The sequence below is a fragment of the Pseudomonas migulae genome (genome assembly GCF_043225285.1).
In the GTDB taxonomy this organism is placed as follows: Bacteria; Pseudomonadota; Gammaproteobacteria; order Pseudomonadales; family Pseudomonadaceae; genus Aquipseudomonas; species Aquipseudomonas migulae_C.
The window spans coordinates 5622359-5635028 of sequence record NZ_CP171224.1 but is presented as its reverse complement, the minus strand read 5'-3'; the positions used below and the strand labels follow the sequence as shown (position 1 = coordinate 5635028).

Sequence of the window (12670 nt, the reverse complement as noted above, 5' to 3'; positions counted from 1 at the left end):
ATCGCGAGCAGGCTCGCTCCCACAGGGCACTGGAGAACTGCTCACGCCGTGGCGCCGCTCAGTGCGGCGCGTTCGGCGACATGGCGCAGGCTGTCGAAATTGATATTGGCGCCGGAGTCGATGGCCACCAGGGTCTGGCCACGCACACCGTTCTGCGCCACGTACTTCTTGATACCCGCTACGGCCAACGCACCGGAAGGCTCGGTGATCGAGCGGGTATCGTCGTAGATATTCTTGATGGCAGCGCAGAGTTCGTCATTGCTGACCGTCAGCACCTCATCAACGCAAAACCGGCAGACCTCGAATCCATAGGCACCGATCTGGGCCACGGCTACGCCATCGGCGAAGGTTCCTACGCTCGGCAGGATGACGCGCTCGTCAGCCTGTAGGGCGGCGGACAGACAGGCGGAATGTTCCGACTCGACGCCGATGATGCGGACTTCAGGCCGCAGGTATTTGACGTACGCCGCAATGCCCGCGATCAGGCCTCCACCGCCCACTGGCACGAAGATCGCGTCGAGCGGCCCCTGATGCTGGCGCAGGATTTCCATCGCGACGGTGCCCTGCCCCGCGATAACATCAGGGTCGTCGAAGGGCGAAACGAATGTTCGGCCGGTTTGCGCCGCCAGGTTCAACGCGAATTCGAGGGCAAACGGGAAACTCTCGCCCTGCAGCACGGCTTCGGCGCCCCGGCTGCGTACGCCGAGCACCTTCAATTCCGGTGTGGTGGCTGGCATGACGATGGTTGCGGCAATCCCCAGTTCCCGCGCCGCCAGCGCCACGCCTTGGGCATGGTTGCCCGCCGAAGCGGTGATCACGCCGCGCGCCTTTTGTTCATCGCCGAGCTGCACCAGCTTGTTGTAGGCGCCACGGATCTTGAAGGAAAAGGTCGGTTGCAAATCCTCGCGCTTGAGCAGGATCTGATTACCCAAGGCGTCGGACAGCGCCGGTGCCACTTGCAACGGCGTACGCACCGCCAGTTCGTAAACCGGCGCGGCGAGGATCTTTTTGACGTAGTGCTCAAGCAAGGTTTGCTGGGCGGGCGTGCTGCTCATGGTCGTCTCCTGACGTTGATCAGAACCCAGGAGACAGAAAGTAAAAACCCGCCTCTAGGGCGGGTTGGGTGCTGCAGTCGTGAGCTAGCCCGCCAAATGAGGAATGGCGGTAATAATGCTTGGCTGGCAGCGCAATACGGTGGAAGTCATGACTGGAAATTAGCGGGGCTTCAAGGGCAAGTCAATGGCCAATGTTCGGCGGCTTCTGTAGGCTCGGGATTCCGCTCATTGTCCCAAGGAAGGAAACCATGAAGTCTGTCGCCCTGCCCCTGATTGCCCTGCTCGCTTTTGCTGGCTACACCGTTTCGGTGATGCTGCAGGCTGAGCAATCGTTGATTGAGTTTGGCATCAGCCTGATGTCGCGGCCTGATACGGCGCAGGTGGTGATTGATCTGTACCTGCTGGCGACGCTGGCCGGGGTGTGGATGGTCACGGATGCGCGCAAGCGTGGACAGTCGGGGTGGTCGGTGGTGCCTTATCTGGTGGTTACGGCGGTTTTTGTGTCGATTGGGCCGTTGTTGTATCTGGTGGTTCGCGGGTTGCGGGATCGGAAAAAGCCAGTGGACGCGGAACAAGCGGCCTGATTCGGAATGTGCTGTGGAGTTGAGATTGCCTTCGCGGGCAAGCCCGCTCCCACAGGTTTTCGGGCCAGACTCAAATTGAGTCCACGCCGCAAATCCCTGTGGGAGCGGGCTTGCCCGCGAAGGCGATATCACTGGCGCCAAAGTTACTTCGCCAACCGCCGCAACCCCAACACCATCACGCCCGCCCCCAGCATCATCGCCGTCAAAAACAACGGATACGACACCCACCACGGCGTCCCCGCCGTCATCATGCTGAACTCGGACATGCCGCCGATGCTCGCGATCAGGTTCAGCGGCAGAAACACCACGTTGATCAGCGTCAGTTTGCGCAGCAGGTTGTTCATGCTGTTGTTCATCAGGTTGCCCCGGGCGTCGATCAGCCCGGAAAACACTGTGGAGTAGATTTCCGCCTGTTTGTAGCACTGGTTGTTCTCGATGATCAGGTCGTCGATCAGGCTGATGGCTTCGGCGCTGAAATGCTGTTTTTCCGCGTGGTTGCGCAGCCGGGTCAGGACCGCGCCGTTGCTGTGAATCGCGTTGATGTAATAGATCAGGCTTTCGCTGAGGTTGAACATCTGGATCAGGTGCTGGTTTTGCATCGACGCGTTGAATTTCTGCTGCAACTCCCGCGCGACCAGTTTGATCACCTTGAGGTGGCCCAGGTAGTGATGGATGTTGTTGAACAGTAAATCGAGCAACACATCCAGCGGCGTGTTCAGCTTCTGTCGGGTGCCGAGCCCATGCAGCGGCGAATCGTCGGTGGCGATCACCAGCAAGCGCTGCGCGCAAAACAGCAAGCCGCAGGACGAGACCTCGAAGGCAAGGCTGCCGGCGCCGGAATAATTTTCCGGGCGTTTCCAGATCAGGAACAGGTTGTCGGGGTGAAACTCGATGCGCGACACCTCGTCCGGGTCCAGCGCCGACGCCAGTGCATGTTCATCGAGCTTGAAGTGGCTGTGCAGCAAGTCGCGTTCGGCCGCATCGGGGTTGCTGAACAGCATCACCTCGGCGTCCAGTCGCTCGACCTTGTGCAACGCGCCGTGGGTGAGTTGAAAGCTCTCGATCATCGGCCGGTCACCAGGCCTGGCCGCGGCGTTTCAGTTCCAGGCGGCGGACGAATTCTTCCAGCACCAAAGAATACAAATCGTCCTGCAAGTAGGCGTCTTCGATGCCGGCGTCCATGTTCGGGTTGTCGTTGACTTCGATCACCACCACCTTGTCGCCGGACTGCTTGAGGTCGACGCCGTAGAGGCCGTCGCCGATGAGGTTTGCGGTTTTCACCGCCAGCTCCACCACCGCCCGCGGGGCTTCGTGTACCGCCAGGGTGCGGCATTCGCCGTTGATGTCCTGACCTTTGGCCTTGTGGTTGTAGATCTGCCAGTGGCCCTTGGACATGAAGTACTGGCAGGCGAAGATCGGTTTGCGGTTGAGCACGCCGATGCGCCAGTCGTACTCGGTGTAGAAGAACTCCTGGGCCAGCAACAGCACCGAATGTTCGAACAGTTCGGCGGTCGCTTCGAGCAAGGCCTGCTGGCTTTCGACCTTGATCACGCCACGGGAGAAACAGCCGTCGGGGATTTTCAACACCAGCGGGAAACCCAGGCGCTCACCGACCCGCTCGAAATCTTCCGGTCGCTCCTTGTAGAGGATTTCGGTGGCGGGCATACCGAGCTGATGACTTTTCAGCAGGTCAGTCAGGTAGACCTTGTTGGTGCAACGCAGGATCGAGGCCGGATCGTCCATCACCACCAGCCCTTCGCTCTCGGCTTTCTTGGCGAAGCGGTAGGTGTGGTTGTCGACGCTGGTAGTCTCACGGATCAGCAGGCCGTCGTATTCGGCGATGCGCGCGTAGTCCTTGCGCTCGATCAGCTCGACATCGATGCCCAATGTCTTGCCGACGCGTACGAAATTGTCCAATGCCTTGGGATTGGACGGCGGCAAGGCTTCCTGCGGATCGTGCAGGATGGCCAGGTCATAACGGGCCAGGCGCCGCGAACGTGGCATGCGCCAGATCTTGCGACTGAAACTGTCCAGAGAGTTGGCGAATTGATCTTCCTGATCTTCGCGCAACTTGTGCAGCGCGCCCGACTTTACCCCTTCAATGTGCCAACCGTTAGTTCGACGAAACTCTACCAACAATATCGGGCATGGAAACACTTCAAATAACTGTCGTGCCAGATCCTGCAACGGTTCGATATTGGTCCTGCCGAAATAAAGCGTCAGCGTAAAGCCTTCGGTGTCGCTGTAAAGATGATTGCTGAGGGCTTTTTCCAGCGGTTTTTCCAGATCGTCCAGGGCCAGGCCGTACAGGGATTTTTTGGTCAGTTCGCTGATGGTGCGCACCGACGGGATGACCTTGTGCCCCCGCGCTTCGGCCAGCAGCGAGCAGTAATAGCCGTGCCCCAGGTACTTGTAGCTGCGGCACAGGTTGATCACCTGAACCCGTTTTCCCTGCTCGTTGTCGCGAGTCTGCTCGAGGTATTCCTGAGCCGTGACGATGTCTTCGCTGGGGAAGTAGGAAGCCCAATCCTCCTTGCGCTCGACGATAATAATCAACTGACTGGAAGTTCTAATCGTGTCATTTAAATAAGTTGCCGCCGGCAAACTTTGCTCGGATAATTCGCGCCAATGACCCTGTACCGCTGACATAGTGATTGATCCGTTGGAGAACAAGACCTTTCCTATTAAGCACGAACTTTTTCGAAAGTCCCGTTTCGTTACGCAACTTTTACGGCGGTCATATGAATACTGTCTTTCGCTTGGCGGGAGTTGAGGATTTACCCGCGTTACTGGCACTCGAACAACAATGCTTCACCACGGACCGGCTGACCAGCCGCAGCTTCCAATGGATGATCAACCGCGCTCATGGGCAGTTGCTGGTGGCAGAGCGCGACGGCCAATTGCTCGGTTACGCCGTGGTGCTGTTTCATCGTGGCACGTCGCTGGCGCGGCTGTACTCGATTGCGATCGCCGAAGAGGCACGCGGCAGCGGGCTGGGCAAGCAATTACTCGAACGCATCGAAGCCTGTGCCCTTGAGCATGATTGCGCGTACCTGCGGCTGGAGGTGCGCATCGACAACCCCGCGGCGATTGCGCTTTACGAGCGCAATGGCTATCGGCGCTTTGCGCTGATTCACGATTACTACCAGGACCACGCCGACGCGCTGCGCCTGGAGAAACGCATCCTGCAGCATCGCGATTCACGCAACATCAATGTGCCCTGGTATGCACAGACCACGGACTTCACCTGCGGCCCGGCCTGCCTGCTGATGGCGATGGGCGCGTTGCAAGCGGACCGTATGCTGGAACGCCGGGAAGAACTGCAGATCTGGCGCGAGGCGACCACCGTGTTCATGACCTCGGGCCACGGCGGTTGCAGCCCTCAAGGCCTGGCGCTGGCCGCTGCGCGACGCGGGTTTCGCGTGCGATTGCAAGTGAGCATGGCCGGGCCGTTGTTTCTCGATGGCGTACGCGACGCGCATAAAAAAGATGTCATGCGATTGGTGCACGACGAGTTCGCGACACAGCTGAAGGCCACGGACGTGGAGCAAGTGCTCGGCGGGCCACTGGACCTGCCTCGATTGCTCGCCGATGGCGGACAGCCGCTGGTGCTGATCAGCAGTTATCGGCTGACCCGCTCCAAATCACCGCATTGGGTGATCGTCACCGATTGCGATGAAGAGTTTGTGTACCTGCACGATCCGGATGTCGATCACAGCCAGCATCGTCAGCCGATGGACTGCCAGCATTTGCCGGTGAGTCATGGAGAGTTCGAGAAGATGTGCAGTTTTGGGCGTGGCAAGCTTCGGGCTGCGGTCATTCTTTATGGTCGGGGTTAGCGACCTACATTTTTAGTGAGTCATCCGGCCCCATCGCGAGCAGGCTCGCTCCCACATTTGAGCGCAATCCCATGTGGGAAGCGAGCCGGCTCTGGACGGCGATCCGACGATGGCGGCGTATGCCATTCATTTCAACCCGACTCGGTACAGGGTCCCGTCATCATCGGTCAGCACATACAAATACCCATCCGGCCCCTGCCGTACATCGCGAATTCGTTTATTGAGTTCCCCCATCAAGCGCTCTTCATGAACCACCCGGTCACCGTCGAACTGCAGGCGAATAAGCTCCTGACTCGCCAACGCACCAATAAACACGTTGTGCTGCCAGGACTTGAAACGGTCCGCGTCGTAGAACGCCATGCCGCTCAGGCCGGGGGACTTTTCCCAGACATGATGCGGCGCAATGGTGCCCTCGGCAGTCTTGCCCTTGGCTTCCGGAATAGGCTGGCCGGAATAGTTGATGCCATGGGTCGCCAGCGGCCAGCCGTAATTCTTGCCGCGTTCGATGATGTTGAGTTCGTCCCCGCCTTGCGGGCCGTGCTCGTTCTCCCAGAGCACGCCGGTCCACGGATTGAGCGCCGCGCCCTGCGGGTTGCGCTGGCCGTAGGACCAGATTTCCGGACGCACGCCGGACTGGCCGACAAAGGGGTTGTCGTCAGGCACCTTGCCGTCGGGGTAAATGCGCACGACCTTGCCTTGCAACTTGTCCAGATCCTGTGCGGTGGAGCGGTCGTTGTTCTCACCGAGGGTAATGAACAGATAGCCGTCACGGTCGAATACCAACCGCGAACCGAAGTGTTTACCGACCGAGAGCTTGGGCTCCTGGCGGAAAATCACCTTGAAATTATTGATTGCCGTCAGATCTGCCGATAGCTGCCCGCGACCGACTGCGGTACCGGCCTTGTCGCCCGCGCCACCGCCCTCGGCATAAGAGAGATACACGGTGCGGTCTTGCTTGAAGTCAGGCGATAACACCACATCCAGCAAACCGCCCTGGTCCTTGGCCCAGACTTTGGGCACGCCGCTGAGCGGCGCCGAGAGTTTGCCATCGGCACTGATCACGCGCAGGTTGCCAGGCCGTTCGGTGATCAGCATGCCTTGTCGGTCCGGCAAAAACGCCAGGGCCCAGGGATGGTCCAGCCCCTTGGTGATCGTCGTCACCTCAAGAGTGCCCTGCTCACTGTTCAGCTCTTGAGTGGACGCGGCGAAAACCGGAGCGGCGGTGATAAGTGCGCTGGCACACAACGTGGCCAGGAGGGTTTTACGCAACATGCACGATTCCTTTTGTCGTCTGAATGGCGAGCAGGATTTGCCGCTCAACGGTTGTTGCTACCCGCGTCGCGAGGGGGCGGATTGGGAATGAATTTCGGCGGGCTGGAAGGTGCCGAACGGTCCTGGGGATAGCGGTTGCCGATACCACCGTTATCCAGAGTTGGCGGCCGCGGAACAGGTACGGTGTTGGGCCCGCGAATGGCCGGAGCGCTCGGTTGCGTGCCTTGCATGCTGTTGGGGTTTGCCCGGCGAATCGGACTGTTGTAAGGATTGCTGGCGGCGCCCGTCGGGCTCTGGGCCAGCAGCATCGGGAATGCGGGCAATCGGGTGTCGGCCTGGGCCAGTTGGCTCAGTACGCCCGTCAATGCCATTGCGATGATGCCAAGCGCTAATCGGTTCATGGCCTGCCTCTTCAGGTGATACAGCCTTCGATAGCACGCTACGCCGAGGGTTCGGATTTGTTAACCAAAACCATGTAACACGAAGTTGAGCCCCCGCCAGGCCTGGCTCGCACGCCACTGAAACTTTTGCGCCGGGCCGCAGGTCACCTGATCATCACTCGCGAGTAGACGACCATGGCACGGGCAATCTGGAAGGGCGCAATCAGTTTCGGTCTGGTCCATATCCCGGTGGCGCTGGTCTCGGCGACGTCGTCCCAAGGGGTGGATTTCGACTGGCTGGACAGTCGCAGCATGGAGCCGGTGGGCTACAAGCGCGTCAACAAGGTAACCGGCAAAGAAGTGACCAAGGAGAACATCGTCAAAGGTGTGCAATACGAGAAAGGTCGCTACGTGGTGCTCAGTGAAGAGGAAATCAAATCGGCGCACCCGCTGTCCACGCAGACCATCGACATCTTTTCCTTTGTCGACAGCGAGCAAATCCCCCTGCAAAACATCGACACGCCCTACTACCTCGCGCCGGACAAACGGGGCGGTAAGGTTTACGCGTTGTTACGGGAAACATTGAGCAAAACCAACAAGGTCGCCCTCGCCCACGTGGTTTTGCATACTCGCCAGCACCTGGCCGCGCTGATGCCGCTGGATTCGGCGATGGTCCTGGTGATGCTGCGCTGGCCGGCGGAAGTGCGCAGCCTCGACACACTGGAACTGGGCAGTGAAGTGACCAAACCGGAATTGGCCAAAGGTGAGCTGGACATGGCCAAACGGCTGGTGCAGGACATGAGCGGCGACTGGAACCCCGAGGATTATCGCGACAGCTTTGAAGACAAGATCATGGCGCTGGTCGAGAAGAAGGCGAATGAGGGCAAGATCGAGGATGTCGAGACAGCGACGGGAGAAGAGGAGCGGAAAACTGCGGACGTTATCGATTTGACCGAGCTGCTTAAACGCAGTTTGGGGGGTAAGGCGGCTGGCAAGGCTGCCGCGAAGGCAAAACCGGCGTCGGCGGCGAAAAAAGCAACCAAGCGGTCGAGTGGCTGATTCAGGTTTGTTCGGTGAATGTCACGCCCTCTCGCGAGCAGGCTCGCTCCCACAGTTGGAATGCACTTCAATGTGGGAGCGAGCCTGCTCGCGAAGGCGTAAGAAGCATCAACACAAAAATCAGATCCAGACAAAAAACGCCAGCAAGCCGCCAAATATCGCCCATTTCTCCAGGTAATAAAGCTTACGGTTGCGTTTCTTGAGTGCCTTGCCGCGCAAACGAATCTTGTAGATTTTGGCGAACAGCCGATTGATGCCCCCGGTCTTGTCGCCCACATCATTAGGCGCACCCGCCGCCGACATCACATTCCGGCTGAACCAGCCATTGAACGCCGCCGCCCAGCGATACTTCATCGGCCGCTCAATGTCGCAGAACAGAATGATGCGGTTCTGATCCGTGGTGTTTTCCGCGTAATGAATGAAGGTTTCATCGAACATCACCGCTTCGCCGTCGCGCCAGTGATAGTTCTCGCCATCGACGTTGATGTAGCAACCGGCGTCGTTCGGCGTCTCAAGGCCCAGGTGGTAACGGTAGGAACCGGCATACGGATCGCGATGACGCACCAGTTTCGAACCCGGTGGCAACTCGGCGAACATCGCGGCCTTGATCGAACCTATGCTCTGCACCAGTTCGGTAGTGCGCGGGCAGAGTTTCATCGCCGAAGGATGGCTGTCGCCGTACCACTTCAGGTAAAAACGCTTCCAGCCGGTCTTGAAGAACGAGTTGAAGCCGACGTCGTCGTACTGGTTGGAACGCTTGATCTCACCCGCTCTCAGCAAGTTCTGGCCTTCTTCACGGATTTCTTCCCAATGAGCCTGCAACGGGCTCAGGTCGGGAAAGTCGGCCGGATTAAGGTAAGGCTTGTTGGGAATCTTCGAAAACAGGTAAAGGAAGCAATTGATCGGTGCGAGAAACGTCGAGTGGTCGCTCAGTTGGCGGCCCAGCTTGTGGCGCACGCGACCGCGCAGGTGCACGTACGCAATCGAGACAACATAAATAGCGGCAATGATGAGTTTCACGGAAATCGTCACACGTCAGAATTGAACAAACTGCGTCCACGCCTGCTGGCATCAGGTCGGAGATGGCATTTTAGCCACGATTTGTAACCAATAGTTAACTTGAAGATGTGAAAATCTGTCCGCTGATACCGCCAAAGGACCCTTGCGGCCTCAACGCCCTATCGTTTAAAGAGCCAGACCAGTACAATCGCCGCCAAACATTACGCGCCCCCCTTGGTTGACGACGGGAATGAACCCCGTCTCAGCGCACTTCGACTCGGGCCAAGCGCTCCATATGCTGCTGTCCACTTATTGCCAGATGGACCTTCCGCTTCTGACTGGGATGAATTTCCCGTGGTTGGAAAACCGGAACCGGGTACTGATTCGGTACTGCCGCAACCCTAGCTACTCTGAATGCTTCGCAGGAAAAACCTTTGATCTCTACAGCTAACATCACGATGCAGTTCGGCGCCAAGCCGCTATTCGAAAACGTTTCGGTCAAATTCGGCGCGGGCAACCGCTACGGCCTGATCGGTGCCAACGGCTGCGGCAAGTCGACGTTCATGAAAATCCTCGGCGGCGACCTCGATCCGTCCGGCGGTCAGGTCATGCTCGAACCGAACGTGCGCCTGGGTAAATTGCGCCAGGACCAGTTCGCCTACGAAGAATTCACCGTGATCGACACCGTGATCATGGGTCACGAAGAGCTGTGGAAGGTCAAGGCCGAGCGCGACCGTATCTACTCGCTGCCGGAAATGACCGAAGAAGACGGCATGGCTGTGGCCGAACTGGAAACCGAATTCGCCGAAATGGACGGCTACACCGCCGAATCCCGCGCCGGTGAACTGTTGCTGGGCCTGGGTATCGGTATCGAGCAGCACTTCGGCCCGATGAGCGAAGTCTCCCCTGGCTGGAAACTGCGCGTATTGCTGGCTCAAGCGCTGTTCTCCGATCCGGAAGTGCTGTTGCTCGACGAACCGACCAACCACCTGGACATCAACACCATCCGCTGGCTGGAAAACGTGCTGACCCAGCGCTCCAGCCTGATGATCATCATCTCTCACGACCGTCACTTCCTGAACAGCGTGTGCACCCACATGGCTGACCTGGATTACGGCGAGCTGCGCCTGTTCCCGGGCAACTACGACGAGTACATGACCGTGGCGACCCAGTCCCGCGAGCAATTGCTGTCGGACAACGCCAAGAAGAAGGCACAGATTTCGGAACTGCAATCGTTCGTCAGCCGCTTCTCGGCCAACGCCTCGAAAGCCAAGCAGGCCACTTCCCGCGCCAAGGCGATCGACAAGATCCAGCTGGCCGAGGTCAAGCCTTCGAGCCGTGTGAGCCCGTTCATCCGTTTCGAACAAACCAAGAAGCTGCACCGTCAAGCAGTCATCGTCGAAGGCATGGCCAAAGGTTTCGACGGCAAGACACTGTTCAAGGACTTCAGCTTCCAGGTTGAAGCTGGCGAGCGTGTAGCGATCATCGGCCCGAACGGTATCGGTAAAACCACCCTGCTGCGCACCCTGGTCAACGAACTGACCCCGGACGCCGGCACCGTGAAGTGGACCGACGCTGCGGAACTGGGCTACTACGCCCAGGACCATGCGCACGACTTCGAAGACGACTGCAACCTGTTCGACTGGATGGGCCAGTGGACCCAGGGCGGCGAGCAACTGGTGCGCGGCACCCTCGGTCGCATGCTGTTCTCCAACGACGAGATTCTGAAGTCGGTCAAGGTCATCTCCGGTGGTGAGCAAGGTCGCATGCTGTTCGGCAAGCTGATCCTGCAAAAGCCGAACGTGCTGATCATGGACGAACCGACCAACCACTTGGACATGGAATCCATCGAAGCGCTGAACCTGGCGCTGGAAAACTACCCGGGCACGCTGATCTTCGTCAGCCACGACCGTGAGTTCGTATCGTCCCTGGCCACCCGCATCATCGAGTTGAGCCCTAGCGGCGTGATCGACTTCAGCGGCACCTACGATGACTACCTGCGTAGCCAGGGCGTTGTGTTCTAAAACACGCCTTGCCGCAACTGAAAGCCCCGTCCCTGTGACGGGGCTTTTTGCATTACATGGCCAAGGAATGTTGAGATGCCAAGACCATCGCGAGCAGGCTCGCTCCTACAAAGGACCGCGCTCCAGTGTGGGAGCGAGCCTGCTCGCGAAGAGGCCCTGAAAAACACCACCGATATAGTTAGCCTGCTTTCTTTTCTATTGCACCCGCGCCATGATGCAGCTCTCCCACCGCCGCCCGCGAACGAGCCCTCATGTCTGTGCAGCAACTGCCACCGCAAAGCTCCATGGCGATCACCCTGCAGATCGTCTCCATCGTTTTCTATACCTTTATTGCCTTCCTGTGCATCGGTCTGCCGATTGCGGTGTTGCCGGGTTACGTGCATGAGCAACTGGGTTTCAGCGCAGTCGTGGCAGGACTGACCATCGGCTCCCAATACCTCGCCACCCTGCTCAGCCGGCCAATGGCCGGGCGCATGTCGGACAGCATCGGCACCAAGCGCTCGATTGTTTACGGGTTGTCGGGGATCGTCCTGAGCGGCGCGTTGACCTTGCTGTCGACGTTGCTGCAAAGCTTCCCGCTGACAAGCCTGTTGATCCTGATTGCCGGTCGCCTGTTGCTGGGGATCGCACAGGGCTTGATCGGCGTCGGCACCATCAGTTGGTGCATGGGCCAGGTGGGTGCCGAACACACCGCGCGTTCGATCTCCTGGAACGGCATTGCGTCCTATGGCGCCATTGCCATTGGCGCGCCGCTGGGTGTGGTGATGGTGGCCGAATATGGCTTCGCCAGCCTCGGGATCGCGCTGTCGGCGCTGGCCGCACTGGCGCTGGTGCTGATCCGTAATAAACCCTCGGTGCCGGTGGTTCGCGGCGAACGCCTGCCATTCTGGGCAGTATTCGGGCGCATTGCGCCCTTCGGCGCCAGCCTCAGCCTGGCGTCGATCGGCTACGGCACGCTGACTACTTTTATTACCTTGTATTACCTCAGCCGTGACTGGACTGGCGCGGCCTATTGCCTGACCGTCTTCGGTGTCTGCTTCATCCTCGCCCGACTGTTGTTTATTTCGAGTATCAGCCGCTTCGGTGGCTTCACCTCGGCGATTGCCTGCATGAGCATTGAAACGGCGGGCCTGGTGCTGCTGTGGCTCGCCCCTTCGACCAGCTTCGCCCTGGTGGGCGCCGGCCTGGCCGGGTTCGGTTTGTCGCTCGTCTACCCGGCGCTGGGGGTCGAGGCCATCAAGCAGGTGCCCAACTCCAGCCGTGGTGCGGGCTTGAGCGCTTATGCGGTGTTTTTTGATCTGGCGCTGGCAATTGCCGGACCGTTGATGGGGGCTGTGGCGCTGAACTTCGGTTACTCATGGATTTTTTTTAGTGCAGCGTTGTTATCGGTGACTGGTCTTGGCCTGACATTAATGCTCTCAAGACGGGCAGCCCGCGCAATCAATTGAACAAGTAACA

10 protein-coding genes and 1 pseudogene are annotated in these 12670 nt (G+C 59.0%); 5 read left to right on the top strand and 6 right to left on the bottom strand.

The annotated features are described in order from the left end of the window. Positions 1 to 59: 59 nt before the first annotated feature. Positions 60 to 1055 (bottom strand): annotated as a pseudogene (gene ilvA, locus ACF6ZU_RS26005) (threonine ammonia-lyase, biosynthetic); the annotation flags it as partial. 248 nt (positions 1056 to 1303) lie between these two features. Here ilvA and ACF6ZU_RS26000 point away from each other — a divergent pair. Then, the gene (locus ACF6ZU_RS26000; protein WP_392888302.1) at positions 1304 to 1639 is read left to right on the top strand and encodes a DUF2834 domain-containing protein; all 336 of its coding nucleotides are present in this window, start codon (positions 1304 to 1306) and stop codon (positions 1637 to 1639) included. Between the two features lie 143 nt (positions 1640 to 1782). Here the strand turns inward: ACF6ZU_RS26000 and ACF6ZU_RS25995 are convergent, their stop codons facing one another. Together ACF6ZU_RS25995 and ACF6ZU_RS25990 are read right to left on the bottom strand one after the other, a co-directional pair. Next, on the bottom strand, positions 1783 to 2706 hold the full coding sequence (locus tag ACF6ZU_RS25995; protein ID WP_392888301.1) for a magnesium transporter CorA family protein: 924 nt from the start codon (positions 2704 to 2706) through the stop codon (positions 1783 to 1785). A gap of 7 nt (positions 2707 to 2713) precedes the next feature. Next, complete coding sequence (locus ACF6ZU_RS25990) at positions 2714 to 4288, bottom strand: RimK family protein (RefSeq protein ID WP_392888299.1); 1575 nt, start codon at positions 4286 to 4288, stop codon at positions 2714 to 2716. A 92-nt stretch (positions 4289 to 4380) separates the two neighbouring features. On the opposite strand from ACF6ZU_RS25990, the gene rimI reads away from it, so the two are divergent. Then, positions 4381 to 5478 (top strand): ribosomal protein S18-alanine N-acetyltransferase, encoded by a 1098-nt coding sequence (gene rimI, locus ACF6ZU_RS25985; RefSeq protein ID WP_392888297.1) that lies wholly within the window; start codon positions 4381 to 4383, stop codon positions 5476 to 5478. 126 nt (positions 5479 to 5604) lie between these two features. On the opposite strand, the gene ACF6ZU_RS25980 is transcribed toward rimI, so the two are convergent. Further along, a complete protein-coding gene (locus ACF6ZU_RS25980; protein WP_392888296.1) occupies positions 5605 to 6750 on the bottom strand; it encodes a PQQ-dependent sugar dehydrogenase in 1146 nt (381 codons plus the stop codon). Positions 6751 to 6794: 44 nt separating this feature from the next. Further along, positions 6795 to 7151: a hypothetical protein gene (locus ACF6ZU_RS25975; RefSeq protein ID WP_392888294.1), complete on the bottom strand. Its 357-nt coding sequence runs from the start codon at positions 7149 to 7151 to the stop codon at positions 6795 to 6797. Positions 7152 to 7325: 174 nt separating this feature from the next. Between ACF6ZU_RS25975 and ACF6ZU_RS25970 the strand changes: the two genes are divergently transcribed. Next, positions 7326 to 8189: a Ku protein gene (locus ACF6ZU_RS25970; RefSeq protein ID WP_392888293.1), complete on the top strand. Its 864-nt coding sequence runs from the start codon at positions 7326 to 7328 to the stop codon at positions 8187 to 8189. 120 nt (positions 8190 to 8309) lie between these two features. Here the strand turns inward: ACF6ZU_RS25970 and lpxO are convergent, their stop codons facing one another. Beyond that, positions 8310 to 9209 carry a lipid A hydroxylase LpxO gene (gene lpxO / locus ACF6ZU_RS25965; RefSeq protein ID WP_392888292.1) on the bottom strand — a complete coding sequence of 300 codons (900 nt, stop codon included), beginning with the start codon at positions 9207 to 9209 and terminating at the stop codon, positions 8310 to 8312. A 413-nt stretch (positions 9210 to 9622) separates the two neighbouring features. Here lpxO and ACF6ZU_RS25960 point away from each other — a divergent pair, with 413 nt between their 5' ends. Together ACF6ZU_RS25960 and ACF6ZU_RS25955 are read left to right on the top strand one after the other, a co-directional pair. Next, the gene (locus tag ACF6ZU_RS25960; RefSeq protein ID WP_392888291.1) at positions 9623 to 11212 is read left to right on the top strand and encodes an ABC-F family ATPase; all 1590 of its coding nucleotides are present in this window, start codon (positions 9623 to 9625) and stop codon (positions 11210 to 11212) included. Between the two features lie 251 nt (positions 11213 to 11463). After that, the gene (locus ACF6ZU_RS25955; RefSeq protein ID WP_392888289.1) at positions 11464 to 12660 is read left to right on the top strand and encodes an MFS transporter; all 1197 of its coding nucleotides are present in this window, start codon (positions 11464 to 11466) and stop codon (positions 12658 to 12660) included. The last annotated feature ends 10 nt before the right edge of the window (positions 12661 to 12670 follow it).